The organism is Asaia krungthepensis NRIC 0535 (assembly GCF_025995175.1).
Classification (GTDB): domain Bacteria; phylum Pseudomonadota; class Alphaproteobacteria; order Acetobacterales; family Acetobacteraceae; genus Asaia; species Asaia krungthepensis.
Genome location: NZ_BAPV01000014.1, coordinates 63,722 through 80,822, shown reverse-complemented (window position 1 = coordinate 80,822; position 17,101 = coordinate 63,722). Strand labels below are relative to the sequence as shown.

At 60.5% G+C, this 17,101-nt stretch carries 16 protein-coding genes, 4 tRNA genes and 2 pseudogenes; 14 read left to right on the top strand and 8 right to left on the bottom strand.

Features of this window, described 5'->3' with window-relative positions:
• Positions 1-33: 33 nt before the first annotated feature.
• The 3 genes and pseudogenes from lnt (at position 34) to AA0535_RS15860 (ending at position 2,027) form a co-directional block, all read left to right on the top strand.
• A complete protein-coding gene (lnt, locus tag AA0535_RS09550) occupies positions 34-1,512 on the top strand; it encodes an apolipoprotein N-acyltransferase (protein WP_264815764.1) in 1,479 nt (492 codons plus the stop codon).
• A gap of 47 nt (positions 1,513-1,559) precedes the next feature.
• Positions 1,560-1,724 (top strand): annotated as a pseudogene (locus tag AA0535_RS15865) (helix-turn-helix domain-containing protein); the annotation flags it as partial.
• Between the two features lie 27 nt (positions 1,725-1,751).
• On the top strand, positions 1,752-2,027 hold the full coding sequence (locus AA0535_RS15860; RefSeq protein WP_456304537.1) for a hypothetical protein: 276 nt from the start codon (positions 1,752-1,754) through the stop codon (positions 2,025-2,027).
• A gap of 36 nt (positions 2,028-2,063) precedes the next feature.
• Here the strand turns inward: AA0535_RS15860 and AA0535_RS09540 are convergent, their stop codons facing one another.
• A complete protein-coding gene (locus AA0535_RS09540; RefSeq protein ID WP_264815761.1) occupies positions 2,064-2,726 on the bottom strand; it encodes a tyrosine-protein phosphatase in 663 nt (220 codons plus the stop codon).
• 26 nt (positions 2,727-2,752) lie between these two features.
• Here AA0535_RS09540 and AA0535_RS09535 point away from each other — a divergent pair, with 26 nt between their 5' ends.
• Positions 2,753-3,127, top strand: a complete 375-nt coding sequence (locus tag AA0535_RS09535) for a hypothetical protein (protein WP_264815760.1) — start codon at positions 2,753-2,755, stop codon at positions 3,125-3,127.
• Positions 3,124-3,870 carry a class I SAM-dependent methyltransferase gene (locus AA0535_RS09530; protein WP_264815759.1) on the top strand — a complete coding sequence of 249 codons (747 nt, stop codon included), beginning with the start codon at positions 3,124-3,126 and terminating at the stop codon, positions 3,868-3,870. The genes AA0535_RS09535 and AA0535_RS09530 overlap by 4 nt, the downstream gene beginning before the upstream one ends.
• 148 nt (positions 3,871-4,018) lie before the next feature.
• On the opposite strand, the gene AA0535_RS09525 is transcribed toward AA0535_RS09530, so the two are convergent.
• Positions 4,019-4,198 carry a Trm112 family protein gene (locus AA0535_RS09525; RefSeq protein ID WP_264815758.1) on the bottom strand — a complete coding sequence of 60 codons (180 nt, stop codon included), beginning with the start codon at positions 4,196-4,198 and terminating at the stop codon, positions 4,019-4,021.
• A gap of 126 nt (positions 4,199-4,324) precedes the next feature.
• Positions 4,325-5,281 carry a tetratricopeptide repeat protein gene (locus AA0535_RS09520; protein WP_264815756.1) on the bottom strand — a complete coding sequence of 319 codons (957 nt, stop codon included), beginning with the start codon at positions 5,279-5,281 and terminating at the stop codon, positions 4,325-4,327.
• A gap of 218 nt (positions 5,282-5,499) precedes the next feature.
• Between AA0535_RS09520 and AA0535_RS09515 the strand changes: the two genes are divergently transcribed.
• The 3 genes from AA0535_RS09515 (at position 5,500) to AA0535_RS09505 (ending at position 8,365) form a co-directional block, all read left to right on the top strand.
• Positions 5,500-5,574: transfer RNA gene (locus tag AA0535_RS09515), tRNA-Gly, on the top strand.
• Positions 5,575-5,869: 295 nt separating this feature from the next.
• The gene (locus AA0535_RS09510; protein ID WP_264815755.1) at positions 5,870-6,835 is read left to right on the top strand and encodes a hypothetical protein; all 966 of its coding nucleotides are present in this window, start codon (positions 5,870-5,872) and stop codon (positions 6,833-6,835) included.
• A 93-nt stretch (positions 6,836-6,928) separates the two neighbouring features.
• Entirely contained in the window at positions 6,929-8,365 is a 1,437-nt protein-coding gene (locus tag AA0535_RS09505; RefSeq protein ID WP_264815753.1) for an APC family permease, read from the top strand.
• Between the two features lie 23 nt (positions 8,366-8,388).
• Here the strand turns inward: AA0535_RS09505 and AA0535_RS09500 are convergent.
• A tRNA-Thr gene (locus AA0535_RS09500) sits at positions 8,389-8,463 on the bottom strand.
• Between the two features lie 92 nt (positions 8,464-8,555).
• Between AA0535_RS09500 and AA0535_RS09495 the strand changes: the two genes are divergently transcribed.
• The 3 genes and pseudogenes from AA0535_RS09495 to AA0535_RS09485 all read left to right on the top strand — a co-directional run.
• A complete protein-coding gene (locus AA0535_RS09495; protein WP_264815752.1) occupies positions 8,556-10,031 on the top strand; it encodes a paraquat-inducible protein A in 1,476 nt (491 codons plus the stop codon).
• Entirely contained in the window at positions 10,028-11,713 is a 1,686-nt protein-coding gene (locus AA0535_RS09490; protein ID WP_264815751.1) for a PqiB family protein, read from the top strand. The genes AA0535_RS09495 and AA0535_RS09490 overlap by 4 nt, the downstream gene beginning before the upstream one ends.
• A gap of 67 nt (positions 11,714-11,780) precedes the next feature.
• A pseudogene (locus AA0535_RS09485) lies at positions 11,781-12,299 on the top strand (PqiC family protein); the annotation flags it as partial.
• Positions 12,300-12,508: 209 nt separating this feature from the next.
• On the opposite strand, the gene nusG reads toward AA0535_RS09485, so the two are convergent.
• The 3 genes from nusG to AA0535_RS09470 all read right to left on the bottom strand — a co-directional run bounded on the left by nusG (position 12,509) and on the right by AA0535_RS09470 (position 13,510).
• Complete coding sequence (gene nusG, locus AA0535_RS09480) at positions 12,509-13,039, bottom strand: transcription termination/antitermination protein NusG (RefSeq protein ID WP_127103096.1); 531 nt, start codon at positions 13,037-13,039, stop codon at positions 12,509-12,511.
• 11 nt (positions 13,040-13,050) lie between these two features.
• Entirely contained in the window at positions 13,051-13,347 is a 297-nt protein-coding gene (gene secE, locus AA0535_RS09475) for a preprotein translocase subunit SecE (RefSeq protein ID WP_264815749.1), read from the bottom strand.
• Positions 13,348-13,433: 86 nt separating this feature from the next.
• A tRNA-Trp gene (locus tag AA0535_RS09470) sits at positions 13,434-13,510 on the bottom strand.
• A gap of 184 nt (positions 13,511-13,694) precedes the next feature.
• Here AA0535_RS09470 and AA0535_RS09465 point away from each other — a divergent pair.
• Positions 13,695-13,768: transfer RNA gene (locus AA0535_RS09465), tRNA-Gly, on the top strand.
• Positions 13,769-13,944: 176 nt separating this feature from the next.
• Here the strand turns inward: AA0535_RS09465 and AA0535_RS09460 are convergent.
• A complete protein-coding gene (locus AA0535_RS09460; RefSeq protein ID WP_264815748.1) occupies positions 13,945-14,469 on the bottom strand; it encodes a cupin domain-containing protein in 525 nt (174 codons plus the stop codon).
• Between the two features lie 557 nt (positions 14,470-15,026).
• On the opposite strand from AA0535_RS09460, the gene atpH reads away from it, so the two are divergent.
• Positions 15,027-15,557: an ATP synthase F1 subunit delta gene (atpH, locus tag AA0535_RS09455; protein ID WP_264815803.1), complete on the top strand. Its 531-nt coding sequence runs from the start codon at positions 15,027-15,029 to the stop codon at positions 15,555-15,557.
• Entirely contained in the window at positions 15,557-17,092 is a 1,536-nt protein-coding gene (atpA, locus tag AA0535_RS09450; protein ID WP_264815747.1) for a F0F1 ATP synthase subunit alpha, read from the top strand. Before atpH ends, atpA begins: the two co-directional genes overlap by 1 nt.
• Positions 17,093-17,101 lie beyond the last annotated feature (9 nt).

Genomic DNA, 17,101 nt, shown 5'->3' with positions numbered 1-17,101 from the left:
CCGCCGAGCCGGCTTCCATTTTCCACCAGGAAGATGATTCTGGTCGATCTGCTTGTCGGGGCATTCTCCTCCCTGGCGCTGCCTCCGGTCTATTGTCTGCCTGCGCTGGCCATCGGGCTGCTCTATCTGTACCGATGCACCCAGGACAGTCCAGGCTGGCGGCAGCTTGCGTTGCACGCCTTCCTCTTCGGTCTGGGATATCACACCGCTGCCCTGTCCTGGCTGACAAACGCCATCCTGACGCGGGCCCATGAGTTCTGGTGGGCGGTGCCCATTGCGGCGCCGGGATGTGCAGTGATTCTGGCCCCATTCATCATGGTGCCGGTGCTTCTCTCCCGCATGGTCCCGGCAGGTGTGCCACGCATGGCGCTGCTTGCCGCGCTCTGGACGCTGGCAGATATGGGAAGGGTCTTCATTTTCACAGGGTTCCCGTGGAATCCGACCGGCAGTGTGCTCGAATTTCCCGGCAGGCTCGGTGACCTGATGATCCAGCCTGCCGCCTTCATCGGTGTGGATGGGCTGACCCTGGTGGTCACTCTCGCAGGATTGCTTGTCTGGCATGGCAAGAAGTTGAGACGCCTTCTTGCCATCCTGGCTGTCGCGTGGCTGGGCGGGAGCTGGTTCTGCCTGTCCCATCCGCGTCTCGAAAAGACGATCAATCCCGCCGTGGCCTTGTTACAAGGTAACGTGCAGGAACGCGACATCCTGTCGCATGAGGGGGCGGTCGAGGCATTCAGGCTTTATCTTCGCCTTACCAATGAGGGCGTTGCACAAGCGCGCGAGCTCGCACCGGATCGCAGCGTTGTCTATCTCTGGCCTGAGTCGGGTTTCCCCGGCCTTCTCGATGAGGAGGAAGCGGCGCGGCGTCTCATTGCGCAGGCAGCAGACGGGGCCTGGGGCATGGTCGGGTCCGATCGCCGTGATGACCGCGAGCGGTTCTACAACAGCATCATGGCTCTCGATGAGAGCGGACAGATCCGCGCCATTTACGACAAATCGACTCTTGTACCCTTTGGCGAATATCAGCCGCGTTTCATTCCGTTCAACCTGCTTCCCGCCCAGCTGACACCTGGAAAGGGTGTCACCACATGGTCCCTGCCTTCGCTTGGGGCGGTGGATCCTCTTGTCTGTTACGAGATCATCTTCTCAGGTCAGGTCGCTGCGCACCCACGCCCAAGCTGGATCGCCAATGTCACGAATGATGCCTGGTTCGGCAATAGTGCAGGACCGCGCCAGCATCTTGCGACGCTGAGAATGCGCGCCGTGGAGGAAGGTCTCCCTGTGGTCCAGGCCGCCAATATGGGAATTACGGCGGCTTATGACGGGGCGGGCCACGAACTGGGGCGTCTTTCCTGGGGCAAGCCCGGTACGCTCGTCCTTGCCCTGCCTGCGCCGCACCGTCCAACGGTGTTTTCCCGTTATGGCAGAGCCGTGCCGCTTTATTTGAGCGTTGGCGTGGCGATTCTGGCCGTTTTCCTTGGGTATCGTCGGCGAGAAATAATAAAAGGTTAACTCGTGGCGATAGGCACACGGATTAACCAGAAAATGAGTCGTTATTCATGAGTAATACCGCTAAAAGTGCTTCGGCGGCAGGTCCAATTGACGCTCTTGTGGGTGCGCGCATAAGAATGCGACGCACTTTACTTGGGATGTCGCAAGAAAAACTCGGATCCGCACTTGGGCTGACTTTTCAGCAGGTGCAGAAATACGAACGTGGCGCCAATAAGGTGGGTGCAAGCCGGCTTTATGAGATGTCACGCGTTCTCAATGTTCCAATCGGTTTTTTTTTCGACGACCTCATTTCCGGCACCCATGAGAGATCCATCGCAGCCCTTGGTGGTGGCTTCGCCGAACCGCCCCCCACTTTTTTCAAGGGAGATGACGCGGATGAGGCAGCCCCCGAGACGGGTGCGCCGATGCTCGATGATATGTCACTCGAGCTTCTGCGTGCTTTTCAGCATGTGTCTGACGCGCGTGTCAGGCAGCATCTTGTCAATCTGGTGAAAAGCATGGCGGCACCCGCCTGAAAGTAGCGAGACAGGCGAGGGCGTGCGCCGGGAAGATTACTCGCGACGCAAAACCTGATCGGTCAGGAAGGAGGCAAGTTTGCCCGCCACGAAATCCTTCTTGAGCTGGACCTCGTCATACTCGTGTTCCACCCATTGCAGGAAGGGCAGCCTGCCCTCGCCCTGCGCCTGATAGTGCAGGATGAATGCGTCGAGAATGCCTGTGCGCGAGCGGTTGAAATGCCCGAAACGCCAGTGCAGCTGACGCAGGGCCTGGGCGGCTGTCCCACCCTCGAACAGGATGACCAGTGCCGAAGCAAGACCGGCGCGGTCGGCTCCCGATTTGCAATGCATCAACATGGGTGTCTCGATCTGCCGGTAGAGCCCCGCAAAGCGCAGGATACGGTCCCTGTGCGGGGCACCGCGGCTTTCGAAGGCCATGTCGACATGGGTCAGCCCGATCTTCCCGGCCGCATGGCGTGAGAGAGCATCCGAACCGCATCGCCGGTGCCCGCGCAGATTGACAAGGGTCTTGAGGCCGAGGCGTCGTGTCAAACGGGCCAGTCGCGCCGGGGTGGGGTGATTGCAACGATAGACCTTGCCGGGAACGACCGTGGCAAGATTGGTCCAGGGCAGTCTGAAAATTGCATGATCGACGAACAGACTGTCGACCCACGCCTTGCGACGTCCTGAGGGTGTTGCAAGCGATCCATCGAACACGAAAACTCTCCCTGAAATCGTCAGCGATGCCTGCCCCAGTCGCCACCATCCGTCAATTGCCGCCCGTCAAGGAGATTGATACAACGAAACTCATGCGCTCAGTCCCGCTTATCCTCTTTCTGACGGTTCTGACGGGTTGTGCGGCAAATGGTTTCGGCCCGCCCAAGCCGGATCTGGCCGTGAACGGGCCACCGGGTCATCCTCCAGGACAGCCGCCGCACCGGGACAGGATGGCACGTGCCTATGCCTCGCTGCCGGTCGCCATCCCGGGCATGGATGGTGCATCAGGACCACCCATGTTGCCGGGGCTGGCAACCGAGACGGTCACGACAAGCGAAGTCAAGCCGCAATACGCCGTGCCTGACGCTGAAGTATCCTATGGCAAGAGGGATAATCGATGAGCGAATTTGTCACGTCCCACTACAGTACGCGCGCCGAAGATTATGTGCGTAGCGCCACCCATGCGACAGGTGGCGATCTCGATCATCTGATCGAGCAGTTGACCGCCGAACGCCCCGCGCGCCTGCTGGATCTCGGCTGCGGGGGTGGGCACGTAAGTTATGCCGCTGCGCCGCATGCTGACCTGGTCGTCTCCTGTGACCCTACCCAGACCATGACAAGTGCCGTCATGGCCGAGGCTGAACGGCGCGGTCATGAGCAGATTCAGGCCGCCTGTGGCTTCGCCGAGGCTCTGCCATTTGCCGATGATGTGTTCGATGCAGTCGCCAGCCGTTACAGCGCCCATCACTGGAATGATCTGGAAACGGGGCTCGTCGAGGCGCGGCGGGTTTTGCGACCGGGCGGGCTCGGTATTTTCATTGACACGGTGGCACCCGAGGACGCGATGGCTGACTCGGTCCTGCAGGCTATCGAGGTGCTGCGTGACCCTTCACATATGCGCAATTATCGCCCGTCCGAATGGCGTCAGAATCTTGAATGGGCAGGATTTGTTGTCGAGGCGCATATCCCACTGCGCCTGAGGCTGGATTTCGCATCCTGGGTCGCCAGAACCCGCACCCCAGCCTTGCATCGGGACGCCATACTGTCATTGCAGCGTGCGGCGAGCCCGCATGTGCAGCATCGTTTTGCGTTCGAGGACGATGGCAGTTTCACCCTCGACACGGCATTTTTCGTCGTTCGATGATGATGTGCTGAGGCCCTGTTCTGCGGAAGGCAATGGGAAGAACGCACATGACATCGTGCGCGCCAGTCAGGTTATCCCGCGTGCGTGTCGAGGTCCGCGCCCGACTCTTGTCAGGGCGCGACACCCGGTACACATGCCGCGATCGCGGTCAGTCAGATAATGAGCGGGCTTCTTCAGGAAGCATGACCGGGATACCGTCGCGCACCGGATAGGCGAGGCGGGCTCCCTTGCTGATGAGCTCCTGCGTCTCACGGTCATAGACCAGAGCTTCCTTGGTCACAGGGCAAACCAGCATCGAAAGCAGGCGCGGGTCGAGATCTTGGGCCATAGAAATGTTCCTCGGAAAAACGGACGATGAGAACAAAACCCGCCGCGCGTGAAGCGCAGGCAGGCCATAGACTGATACTGGGCAGAAACCACGCCGCGCCCGTTCAGGGACGGACGTCACCGCGCATCAGGAAAAGAGAATCGCGGAGAGCTTGCGTCTGGCAGGAAGTGTGGCCGGGTCGGTGTTGCCCCAGGCTTCGAAAAACCGCAGGAGTTCAGCCTTCGCCGCACCGTCATTCCACTCGCGATTTTCCTTGATGATCGCCAGCAGCGTGTCGGCGGCTTCGGTCTTCATCCCTGCTCCGTTGAAAGCACCGGCCAGTCGGAACCTTGCTTCCAGATCCCCTGGCTTGGCCGCGCATTCTGCCCTCAGCCCATCGAGGGCAGCAGCAGCGTGACGGCTCTCCTTGTGCAGAGCCAGCGCGGCACGAGCGCCCGATACCGCCGGGTGTTCAGCCAGTTTCGGGGGGATCTGGCTCAGGGCCTCCTCCGCGGCTTCGTCGTCGTCCAGAGCGATCATGGACCGGATCATGCCACCCCAGCCCTCGGGATTCTCCGGCTCGATTTCGAGCAGGGAGGCAAACAGGCTTGCAGCCTCCTCAGCCTGCCCTTCCTGAAGGGCGGCAGAGGCCGCTGCCAGTAGATCTGCACTGGGCAGGGTCGCCCCGGTTGCCTTCACGACCTGCTCGATGAAACGCTTCACCTCGCTCTCGGGTTGGGCACCCTGCAGGATATCCACGATCTGTCCCTTGTAGAACGCAGCTACAAGGGGAATGGATTGTATCGGGAGCCCGACCTGCGCAAGCTGCGCCGCCAGCGCTGCATTGGCTTCTATATCGACCTTGACCAGCTTGACCCGGCCGCCAGCCGCTGTGACAGCGCGCTCCAGAACCGGGGTGAGCTGCTTGCAGGGGCCGCACCACGGTGCCCAGAAATCGACGAGAACCGGAAGCTGGCGGCTTGCCTCAAGCACCTCCGGCATGAAGCTGCGTTGGTCTGCATCGACGATCATCGCACCGCCCGAGGCTGGCGCAGTGGCGTCATTTCCGGGCTGGGGCCGATTCTGCCCTATAATATAGTCCATGAAATCTCTCTGTTCCGGGGCAGCGCGATCGGGACCGCGTCAAGCCTTGATAGGTTTGGCCTAAAGATTGTTCTGAAGCCCTGCGGAGGCAAGCCCGCTCAGCGCCGCATCGACACCTGCTTATAAGGCAGCGAAGAAAAAACCGGAAAAAACAGCTTTTTTGAAAAAACCCTCTTGCGCCCAGGTGCTGCAGGCAGTATTCACCCGTCCAACGGAACGCGGGCGTAGCTCAGGGGTAGAGCACAACCTTGCCAAGGTTGGGGTCGTGGGTTCGAATCCCATCGCCCGCTCCAGACAAGACACTATAAAGAGTGTTGCAAGTCTGGAGCGTCGCTTCCAAAAATCATCGATAAAATGCGAATACTACGGCGGTAAGTGCCAATACTTACTCACATCTATGTGACGCTTGCTGGCAAAACCTTTGCGCCGCAAAGAGTCTGACTTTCAGGTCAGGATATTCATGCGCGCTTATGGTTGTCTTCCTGAATTAAGCATTTAAACCCTCGCTGGGTAACAAAAAAATAATACGGCGAGATTTTGAGACAGTATCCTGCGGCTTCCCGGAATATCCGATCATCTGTAGCAACAGTGACGGCGCTCGTTGCGACCCTGATAGCGGTTCTTCTTCCAATGTCGGCAGGCGCTGCCGATGCTGTGCCGCTCCCCCGCGATGAGCAATGGTACACCGGATCCCTGATTTCGCCCTCAGGTCCTCAGTTCAAGGCCGGGGTGCTGGGGCTGGAACCCTATCTCACCTATAATCAGGCGGTTGATTATCTGGGCTCCCATGGAGCGAGTGCGCCAATGGAATCAGGTCAGCGAACCATCAGCAACTCGACGATGATCAAATATGGCCTGACCGATCATGTGAGCATCCAGCTCTTCCCGGCAATCAGTTATGGCTGGAAGCGTCATGACGGTAACTCGAGCGGCCTCAAATTCGGCGATCTGCCCGTGGATTTTCTGTGGCGCTTCCTCGATCCCGACCCCAAGCGTTATATCCCTGTTCTCAGTCTCTTCGTTGGCATGCTTATGCCGACGGGTGACTATACAAATCTGGGCCGCAGCCAGGACGGTATAGGAAACGGTGCCTATGTGTTTCGTACCGCCCTCGTCGAGCAATCCACCTATCAGCTGCCCCATGATTATACCTTGCGCTTACGTATGTGGGGGACGTTCCGTCGGGCGGTCTCCTCTGCCCAGCTGGCCAATCTGACGAGTTACGGCACGACAAAAGGGTTCGTCGGGCGGGGCCGCCCCGGGATGAGCGGTCAGACCGGTTTCTCACTCGAATTCGGGTTCAACCAGAGACTGGTTCTGGCGGTCGATATGGTGCGTGACTGGGCCAATGGTGCGCGCGTCTGGGGGTATGACGGAAAGGGGCGTCGTATCGATCGTATCAGCGCCTCCTCAGGAGACTGGATGGTGGCACCGGCGCTCGAATATAGCTGGTCTCCGCGGTTCGGCGTCGTGGCGGGCGCTTCTGCCTTCTTCGCCGGGCATAATACGAGCCTCAACGTGGCCCCGCAGATCGCGGTCAATATGATGTTTTGAAGGCGATACGACCTGACCGGTCGTTTGCGGGCTTGCCTTGGCTGCGGGACAACGCCACCCTTGGCGTTATTCACAGTCTGAGGAAGATGTTTCATGGCGGTTGACGGCAAGTCGCGCACCCTTCACCGCCAACTCGGCCCGTTCGGCCTTCTGATGATGGGCATCGGAAGTGTGGTCGGTGCCGGAATCTACGTGCTGCCGGGCGTCGCTGCGGCGCAATATGCGGGTCCGGCTGTATCCCTTTCTTTTGTACTGGCAGCATTGAGCTGCGGCTTCATCGGGCTCTGTTATGCCGAGCTGGCATCGGCCCTTCCGGACGCCATGGGGGGTGCCTATGGGTATGCCCGCGCCATTCTGGGCGTCGGCCCTGCATGGTGGGTCGCCTGGATGCTCGTTCTTGAATATGCGCTTGCCGGTTCTGCGGTCTCGGTTGGGTTGACAGGCTATCTATCGGGTTTTCTGGCCTCGTGTGGCATCGTGCTGCCCTCTTCCGTGACGGGATCGCTCATCGTCTGGCGCGATGGTGGTTTTCACCTGGCCAGGCAGATCAATCTCGTCGCCCTGTTCCTCGTTCTGACTCTTGGCCTCGTTCTGTCACAAGGCATCAGACAGGCCAGCTGGGCCAATGGATGCTTCGTTCTGCTCAAGCTTCTGGTTCTGGCGGTGTTCGTCGGAGTGGGTATCTTCCATCTTGACCCGACCCTCTGGCACCCGTTCCTGCCGCCCTCCGAGGGAGGGTTCCATTTCGGTCTCGCTGGGCTGCTGCGCGCGGTGGCCGTCGTGTCTTTCGCCTATCTGGGATTCGACTCAATTTCCATTGCAGCTTCGGAGGCCCGCAATCCCGGGCGTGATGTTCCTTTAGGTCTGATTGGTGCTCTTGCGATATCAGCCGTGCTGTATGTTCTGGTCTCTCTCGTCATGACGGGACTGGTGCCGTTTCGGGCACTTGGCGTGGCGAGTCCGGTCTCGCTGGCAGTACGGGCGCTGAACATGCCCGTGCTCGGGCTGATTCTGCAATTCGGATCCGTCATCGGTCTCGGCTCCGTGCTTTTCGTGAGCCTCTACGGGCAGTCCCGGCTCTGCCAGATTCTGGCTTCCGATGGTCTGGTCAGCCCGCGCCTGAGTCTGGTGCACCCAGGGAGCGGTGCGCCGGTTCTGGCCGTTGCTCTCACCACGGGGCTTACGGCTCTCACAGCATCCATGCTGCCGATCACACTCCTCGCCGATCTGGTCAGCATCGGGACCATGATCGGTTTTCTGGTGATTGCCGTGGCCGTCATGCGTTTGCGTGGGGAGGCAGACAGGCCGGCATCGCGTTTCCGCGTTCCGCTGGGTGGTATCGTGCTGGGGCGTCTGTGGCTCGGTATCGTGCCCGTGCTGGCAATACTGGCCTGCGTGATCAATCTCGCAACCGTGCTGACCGATCTTGTATCGCAGAGCCTGAAAGGCGAGTGGATCCCTCTGGCCTTCCTTGCGTTGTACTGTGTCGCAGGGTGGACGCTTGGCAAAAGGCAAGCAGCACAGGGCTGACCGATATCTAAAGGCGAGGGTAATGGTGCCGACACTCGGAATTGAACCGAGGACCTACTGATTACGAATCAGTTGCTCTACCCCTGAGCTATGTCGGCGTCCTTGGCGCGGTGCTATAGCCGAGACCGGCCCCGACTGCAACAGGCCAAACACCTATCTCTAGACGGAATCGTTCGCTACAACATGTTTCATGTCTGATCGCTTCCACAAGCGTCTGTGGCGCAACGCCGTCACGATGACTTCCGCTGCGCCGCCCACACCGACCCTCAAGGTTGTGGAAGGGCTGCGCGAGTGTCCCGATTGCGGCCTGTTTCAGACAGTCCCTCGGCTCAATCGCGGGCAGGTCGCCTATTGCACCCGCTGCGATGCCCAGCTTGCCCGGCGTCGCCATACGCCCCCTATCGCCGCCCCGACCGCATTCTGTCTCGCCTCCGCCGCCCTCTATCTGGCGCTGCTCATCACACAGCTCCTGACCATCAATGTGCATGGTCGCGTGAATACCGTCACGATCCTGACCGGCCCGATCGAGCTGGGCCGTGAGGGGTTCGGCGAGATTGGCGTCATTGTGGGGCTTACGACCCTGGTCATGCCCGGGGTGGTGATTGCACTGATGGGGGCGATCCTGATTGGTGCCAGCCGCCGGCACATGCCCGACTGGGCACCGCGCCTCATGTCCTGGTATGAGCGTCTGCGGGAATGGTCGATGATCGAGGTCTATATCCTCGGTGTGTTCGTGGCTTATACCAAGCTCATCGATCTGGCGATTGTCGACCTGCAGGCGGGTGTCTTCCTCATTGCCGCGCTCATGATCACGATGGCCGCGACGGATTCGACACTCGATGTCGAGCGTATCTGGCATAACCGCGACATCCGCGAGGAGATGGAAGACGGGCAGGGCCGCATTCTGCCGGTCGAGCATCTGACCGCCACGGAAGAATCCATGCCACCCCTGCAGCACATGCTGTCCTGCCACTCATGCGGTCTGGTCATGGCCTTCGATCACGAGGTGCCGCGCGAGGGGGATATGGGCGATTGTCCGCGCTGTCATCAGATCCTGCGCCGCCGGAAGTCCAACAGTCTGACCAATGCTGCGGCGCTGCTTCTGGCCGGGATCATCTGTTATATTCCAGCCAATCTCCTGCCGGTCATGACCTATACCAAGATGGGCCGGCCCGATACGAGCACCATCATCCACGGCGTGATCGAACTCTGGCAGTCCAATCTTATCCCCTTGGCCCTGCTGGTGCTTTTTGCCTCCATCACGGTGCCGGTTCTCAAGATCGTCTCACTCGCCGTCATGGTCTTCGGGACATGGCGCAAGCAGAAGCGCGGACTGCGCCTGCTCACCAAGCTCTATCGTCTGATTGATATCATCGGGCGCTGGTCCATGATCGATGTTTTCATGATCTCAATTCTTGTTGCGATCGTTCATTTTAATTTTCTCGCCAATGTTTTGGCCGATCCGGGTGTGGTTTTCTTCACCATCGTCGTCATCGTGACGATCTTTGCGGTGCATAGCTTCGACCCACGCAGCATGTGGGACGCCGCCGGGGAGAACGGACCTGTACCGGCCCCCGATGAGGCAAGACAAAATTCCGACCAAGGAGGGATCTCCGAGGCCGGTCATCCCTTTCCTCCTCACGATATGGAGCCTGAGCGCGCGTGAGCGACCAAAACGACCAATCCCCGCAGCAGACGCCCGCCCCCAAAAAGGCCGGGGTCAGAAAGACACGCTTTTCGATCGTCTGGCTGATACCGATCATTGCCATCGTGATCGCGGGGTGGCTCGCCTGGCGCAGCTTCGCCAATCGCGGCCCCGATATCACCATCACCTTCGATACGGCATCAGGCCTGACGGCTGGTCAGACCCAGGTCAAGAACAAGGCCGTGACGCTGGGCACAGTGCAGGATATCAGCCTGACGCCCGATATGCGGCGGGTGATCGTGCACGTCCGCATGAATGGCGATACCGAGGATATCCTGACCGATCACACCCGCTTCTGGGTCGTGCGTCCGCGTATCAACGGGGCCAGCATCACCGGTCTGGAAACCCTCCTTTCTGGCGCCTACATCGCGATCGATCCCGGCGAGAAGGGGGGGCGCTACGAGAGTAATTTCACGGGGCTCGAGGCTGCTCCCGGCGTGCGCTCCGACCAGCCGGGTTCGACGTTCATGCTGGTCACACCGACTCTTGGGTCGATCGGCGAAGGCGCCCCTGTTTTCTTCCGCGACATGTCGGTCGGTGAGGTTCTGGGCTACACCATGCCGCCCGGAGGCGAGGGGCCGATCATGGTCCAGGTCTTTGTGAAGTCGCCCTACGATCATTACCTGCGTACCGATTCGCGTTTCTGGAATGTCTCGGGTGTGCAGGTCGGACTGGGCGCTGGAGGCCTCAAGGTCCAGCTAACCTCGTTGCAGGCGCTGCTTTCGGGTGGTGTTGCCTTCGGCCTGCCCACGCGTCGACTGAAAGTGGATGCCCCACAGGCGCCCGCCAATTCCGTGTTCCGGCTCTATGCCAGTCAGGCCGAGGCAGATAACGCGCGCTATCATCAGCGCGTGAAGGCAGCCACCTATATCGACAGCTCGGTCAAGGGGCTGACGTCAGGCGCTTCCGTCAGCATGTTCGGCATCCAGGTGGGCAGCGTGACCGATGTTTCGCTCAAGGTGGATGAGAAAGATGCTTCTGCCCGCGTGCGCGTAGAGATGGAGCTCGAGCCGGAGCGCGTCCTGAACGCCGAGGAAAGCTCACGGGACTCGCAGCACAAGCTGCTCGCGGCTTTCGTAGCCAAAGGCATGCGTGCCTCTGTGGAGAGCGCCAGCTTCCTGACCGGCGAATCCATGATCGGGCTGCAATTCGTCAAGAACGCCAAGCCGGCGAGCCTGACCTATGAGGATGATGTCGCCATCATCCCGAGCCAGCCGGGCGGGATCGACGGGATCATGGCATCCGCAGCGACGACCATGGACAAGGTGGCGGCCATGCCGCTCACCCAGATTGGCGAGCACCTGAACGACCTGCTTGCTCATGCCGATCAGCGTCTGGCCAGCCCTGAGGTCAAGCAGTCGATTGTCGCCCTGCGGGACTCGCTGCGCCATATCTCCGAGCTGACCCAGAATGCCAATGAAGGCATGAAGCCTTTCCTGAAGAAGCTTCCCGCCATGAGCGATGCGCTTGAGGGTACGTTGAAGAATGCGCAGGTCGTTCTGGCCAGCTATGGCGGCGATACGGATTTCCATCGCGACCTGCAGGCCATGATCACGCAGCTCAGTCAGACCGCGCGGTCTATCCGCTTTCTGACCGATTATCTGAATCATCATCCCTCGGCACTGATTACGGGACGCCACTGACGTGAAGAAGCTTACCCCATCCCGCCCGCGCCAGGGCGCCTTCTCAGGCTTACGTCGCCCTGCGGCGATGCTCGGCCTGTCCCTGCTCATGGCCACAGGTCTTACAGCCTGTGGCAGCGATCCCGATCTGTATTCCATTGCACCGGTTCCCGGTCCTGCCCAGGCAGGCGGACCGGTGACTGTGGAAGTGCGTACGCCTGTTGTCACAGCCAGTCTCGATCGCGACGAGATCGTGCGTCAGGACAAGAATTACAAACTCGATATTGCCAAGGGGAACGCCTGGAGCGAGCCTATTGGTGACATGATCGGCCGGGTATTGACCCGTGATCTTGCCCTGCGCCTGCCCGGCAGCACAGTATTTGCCCAGAATGATGCGGTTTCGACCAAGCCTCAGGCTTTTGTCGAGGTGACTATCACGGCATTCAATGCCGATCAGCAAGGCAATGCTACTTTGGTCGGGTCGCTCTCCGTCCATGGCGACAAGCCAGGGATTGGACCGAACCTGACTGTCCCCGTGCAGTATCAGACCCATCTGGACAACAAGCAGGCAGACACACTGGTCGCGGGTCTCAGTACCCTGACAGGACAACTAGCCGATCTCGCCGCACAGAAAATCCGCGCGTTGCCGGTCCTGCCCATCGCGCCATGACGAGAACCGGAGCTTTGCCCAGGCTTGGCAGAGCCCGGGTTTACCGAGGGTTCCGGTTATCTCATTCCGGAGTGCAGACATGAAAAAACCCGCCTCCCAAAGGAGGCGGGTTTTTCTTGTCTATCGCGCGCTGTATCGTGAAGCGATCAGAGCTTCTCGACCTGCGTGTAATCCAGTTCCACGGGGGTGGAACGACCGAAGATCGACACGCTGACCTTGAGGCGCGAACGTTCCTCGTCCACTTCCTCGATAACACCGTTGAACGAGGTAAAGGGGCCATCGGCCACGCGAATCTGCTCGCCGATCTCGAAGGTCAGGGCCGAACGCGGACGTTCGACACCTTCTTCGGCCTGCTTGAGCATGCGCTCGGCTTCAGCTTCAGTGATGGGAGAGGGACGGTTGCGTGTCCCGAGAAAGCCGGTGACCTTGGGCGTATCCTTGACCAGATGCCATGCATCGTCGGTCAGTTCCATCTTCACCAGAACATAGCCGGGGAAGAACTTGCGCTCAGCATTGACCTTGCGACCACGGCGAACTTCGGTGACGTCCTCGGAGGGAACCAGAACTTCCTCGAACTGGTCGCTCAGACCCTTCTGGGCAGCCTGTTCCTTGATGTGGGTCGCGATCTTCTTCTCGAACCCGGAATAGACATGCACGACGTACCAACGCTTAGCCATGGTTGTTCGTCTCAGCCTCCAACGCCAAAGAGTTCGCGTACGCCAAGCCCGATGACCTGGTCGACAACGAAAAAGAAAACGGAAGTAAGGGCGGCCATTGCAAGAACGGCACCCGTGGTGACCAGCGTATTACGACGTGTCGGCCAGGTCACCCTGGTCGCTTCCGTGCGCACATCCTTCAGGTACTGGACCAGATTGAAGCGGGCGGCTGGTTTGGGAGAGGGTTTCGGGGCGTCTTTCGATGCACCTCCCTTGGAGGGCGAAGACTGCTGCGACCCGTGCTTGGGGGTAGTGACCGACACCGTCATCCTCATGTTTATTTGAAAGCCGCGCGTGGCGGAATACCGCGCCCGACTCCGCTCGCTGACATGATCAGCCAGCGGCTGCGGCGTGGTGGCAGGGGCGGAGGGTCTCGAACTCTCAACCTCCGGTTTTGGAGACCGGCGCTCTAGCCAATTGAGCTACACCCCTATCGTCGTCCGCCTGGTCAACCGTTCCGGATGAAGCATCCTGTCCGGTTGGGTCATGACGAGACCACTTGCGGCGTAATGCGGCGCGCGGGCGCTTAAGTCAAGAGATCATTTGCAGTTTTTCGGGCGAAACTGTCTCTTGCTTCCCGCCTGGATCAGCGTTAGGGAGAACCATCAGCTGAAGCGCGGGCGTAGCATAGTGGTAATGCAGTAGCCTTCCAAGCTTCTGAGGAGGGTTCGATTCCCTTCGCCCGCTCCAGCCGAATTTCTCCTCGAAAATCTGTGTTTCGCGCGCTGCGCCGACCGGCCTTGATAGGGTTAACTTCCGGGTCGCTTCCCGCTCCCGCGCTGATTCGCCCGAACGGCACAATATCGGGCCAGGCTTGGCGCACCACGCGCATCGGGCTTTCCCGGTCTTGCGGGTGAACGGCGAGCCTAGCGGGTCTGGCACGGCTCATGGCTGGGCTGGGCTGCGGCGAACTGGGTGATCATGAGCGCGACAGGCGCGTCCCCCACATTCCCTGACAAATGACCGACATGGCCTTCAGCATCGGGCTTGCCGCCAATGTCCTCGCTCAACAGGGCGTCGCCCGGATTGAGCTCAACGCGCGTGCCATCCATGCTCTGGACGAACCAGACGCCCTGAATCGGGATGATCCATTGCACGCTTTCGGGGGCATGCCATCCGCCCTTCCACCCGGCTGGCTGGATACTCGTGACCATGCGGGCCTGACCCTGCTGGGCGTGATTGACCCATTGCGGGTCGGCATGGGCCGCCATGCGCATCAGGGTAAAATTCCTGAGCTTACATTTGGTCAGATGACTGACGCCCTGCGCGTCTGTCCAGTTGTCCCAATAAGGCACGCCTGCGGGCTGTTCCGGCGTAAGGGGGGAGGCGTCCTTTGCGGTGTCCCTGCCGGTTGTGGCTGCGGATGCGATTGACGCTGCCTCGGCGAGCATGCTGGGGCCGGCCAGGCTGCAAAGGATGATTGTAAAAGCTGCGGATACCTTGAGAGACAGCCCACTGGCAGAGAAACGGGCGCATGAGAGAGAGGGCACTGGGCGGACGGGAGGCATGAAAGAGGCGGACTTTCCGAATCTGGTGGTCTGGGAGGGCGCTCTTTTCGCAAGTTCACACGCAAAAGTGCAAATCCGGAACGGTTTGCCCTCCGGGGTGTCCGGAGGAAGGTGAGGTAGTCTTCAAGGCGCGAAGGAGGACAGCGTGACAGAACGGCGTGCGTTTACAGGGTTTGCGCCGCAGAGTGTCAGTTGCGCTTGGCGCGGCCTGCGTGCTAGACGCCCCGCGAGGCCTGATCCGTTATTGCGGAATCGGGACGAACAGTCTCGTTACCTGAGTCATGATCGATCGGTTCCATGAACCATGCCCAGGGCGCTTTGCCCGGCACTATGGTCGCGATGGTCATCAGGATGTTTGTGTAATTGGGGTGGGAACGCCAGACGTGACAGTGGTCGAAACAGCCGAGGCACCGCAGGTCAGCAGGGAGGTGTCGGGGGGCATGGCGCAACGCTACGCCCTTGCGCTCTATGACTATGCTGATGAGAAATCGGTGCTCCCTGAAGTGCTGGATCAGGTGCGCGCCCTGCGCAAGCTGATCGCGGAGAGCGCCCCGCTGCGCGAATTCCTGGCCGACCAGAGTCTCGATTCCCGCCAGGCCGGCCAGGGTCTCGAAGCCGTGCTGAACGCGCAGGGCTTCAGCGAGACGCTCAAGCGTTTCGTGGCCGTGATCGCCCGCAACCGTCGCGTCGCCCGCGTCGATGAAATTCTCGGTGCCGTTCTTGCCCTGGACGCGAAGCGTCGTGGCGAGACGATTGCCGAAGTGCGCAGCGCACAGCCGCTTACGGCAGGCCAGCGCAGCGCCTTGCAGACTCGCCTGGCAGAAGCGGGCTATGCCCGTGTTTCCATGATCGAGCGCGTCGAGCCCGAACTGATCGGTGGTCTTGTCGTGCAGATTGGCGCCAAGCTATTTGATACCTCCATTCGCGGGCGTCTGACCCGCATCCAGAATGCCATGAAGGGAGCCGCGTGATGGATATCCGTCCCGCAGAGATTTCGGACATCCTCAAGCAGCAGATCGCGTCCTTCAATGACGAAGCGCAGGTCTCCGAGACGGGCACCGTCCTGTCCATCGGTGACGGCATTGCGCGCGTCTATGGCCTGTCCAATGCCATGTCCGGCGAAATGGTCGATTTCCAGACCACCGGCGATCGCGGCATGGTGTTGAACCTCGAAGAGGACAGCGTCGGTGTCGTCGTGTTCGGCGATGGCGAAGGTATCCGTGAAGGTGACACCGTCACCCGCACCGGTGCCGTGGTCGAAGTGCCGGTCGGCAAGGGGCTTCTGGGCCGCGTTGTTGACGCGCTCGGTAACCCGATCGACGGCAAGGGCCCGCTGACCGACGTTGTCATGAAGCGCGCCGAAGTGAAGGCTCCGGGCATCATGCCGCGCCAGTCCGTGTGCGAGCCGATGCAGACCGGTATCAAGGCCATCGACGCCCTGGTGCCGATCGGTCGTGGCCAGCGCGAGCTCGTGATCGGCGACCGCCAGACCGGCAAGACGGCCATTCTGATCGACACCATCGTCGCGCAGAAGCCCGTCAACGCCACGGGTGACGAGAAGCAGAAGCTGTATTGCATCTACGTTGCCATCGGTCAGAAGCGCTCGACCGTCGCCAACCTCGTTCGTACGCTGACGGAAGAAGGCTCGATGGAATACTCCATCGTTGTCGCCGCCACCGCGTCCGATCCGGCTCCCATGCAGTACCTCGCACCGTACTCGGCCTGCTCGATGGGCGAGTTCTTCCGCGATAACGGCATGCATGCCCTCATCTGCTATGACGATCTGTCCAAGCAGGCCGTGGCCTATCGCCAGATGTCGCTGCTGCTGCGTCGTCCGCCAGGCCGTGAGGCTTTCCCGGGTGACGTGTTCTATCTGCACTCGCGTCTGCTCGAGCGCGCCGCCAAGATGTCCGACGAATTCGGCGGCGGTTCGCTGACGGCCCTCCCGGTCATCGAGACCCAGGCGGGCGACGTTGCCGCCTATATCCCGACCAACGTGATCTCGATCACCGACGGTCAAATCTTCCTCGAGACCGACCTGTTCTACAAGGGCATCCGCCCGGCCGTGAACGTGGGTGGTTCGGTGTCGCGCGTCGGCTCCGCCGCCCAGATCAAGGCGATGAAGCAGGTTGCCGGCAAGATCAAGCTGGACCTCGCCCAGTATCGCGAAATGGCGGCGTTCTCGCAGTTTGCGTCTGATCTGGACCCCGCAACCCGCAAGCAGCTCGAGCGTGGCGCCCGCCTGACGGAACTGCTGAAGCAGCCCCAGACCTCGCCGCTGCCGGTCGAAGAGCAGGTTGTGGTTCTGTTTGCCGGTACGCGCGGCTTCGTGGACGTGGTCAAGGTCGACCAGGTGGTTCGTTATGAAGCCACGCTGCTGGCCGAGATGCGCGGCCCCGGCAAGGACATTCTCGACGCCATCCGCAATGATCGCCAGATCAAGCCGGAAGTCGAAGCCAAGCTGACCGAGCTGCTCACCGCGTTCAACAAGCGTTTCGCAGCCTAAGGACGAATC

Bases quoted from the DNA above. Each gene is read 5' to 3' on its own strand.
- lnt (WP_264815764.1), top strand. From the start codon at position 34: ATGATTCTGGTCGATCTGCTTGTCGGGGCATTCTCCTCCCTGGCGCTG.
- AA0535_RS09495 (WP_264815752.1), top strand. From the start codon at position 8,556: ATGTCTGATCGCTTCCACAAGCGTCTGTGGCGCAACGCCGTCACGATG.
- AA0535_RS15860 (WP_456304537.1), top strand. From the start codon at position 1,752: ATGTCACGCGTTCTCAATGTTCCAATCGGTTTTTTTTTCGACGACCTC.
- secE (WP_264815749.1), bottom strand. From the start codon at position 13,347: ATGACGGTGTCGGTCACTACCCCCAAGCACGGGTCGCAGCAGTCTTCG.
- AA0535_RS09530 (WP_264815759.1), top strand. From the start codon at position 3,124: ATGAGCGAATTTGTCACGTCCCACTACAGTACGCGCGCCGAAGATTAT.
- atpA (WP_264815747.1), top strand. From the start codon at position 15,557: ATGGATATCCGTCCCGCAGAGATTTCGGACATCCTCAAGCAGCAGATC.
- AA0535_RS09525 (WP_264815758.1), bottom strand. From the start codon at position 4,198: ATGGCCCAAGATCTCGACCCGCGCCTGCTTTCGATGCTGGTTTGCCCT.
- nusG (WP_127103096.1), bottom strand. From the start codon at position 13,039: ATGGCTAAGCGTTGGTACGTCGTGCATGTCTATTCCGGGTTCGAGAAG.
- AA0535_RS09520 (WP_264815756.1), bottom strand. From the start codon at position 5,281: ATGGACTATATTATAGGGCAGAATCGGCCCCAGCCCGGAAATGACGCC.
- AA0535_RS09460 (WP_264815748.1), bottom strand. From the start codon at position 14,469: ATGCTCGCCGAGGCAGCGTCAATCGCATCCGCAGCCACAACCGGCAGG.
- atpH (WP_264815803.1), top strand. From the start codon at position 15,027: ATGGCGCAACGCTACGCCCTTGCGCTCTATGACTATGCTGATGAGAAA.
- AA0535_RS09535 (WP_264815760.1), top strand. From the start codon at position 2,753: ATGCCTGCCCCAGTCGCCACCATCCGTCAATTGCCGCCCGTCAAGGAG.
- AA0535_RS09505 (WP_264815753.1), top strand. From the start codon at position 6,929: ATGGCGGTTGACGGCAAGTCGCGCACCCTTCACCGCCAACTCGGCCCG.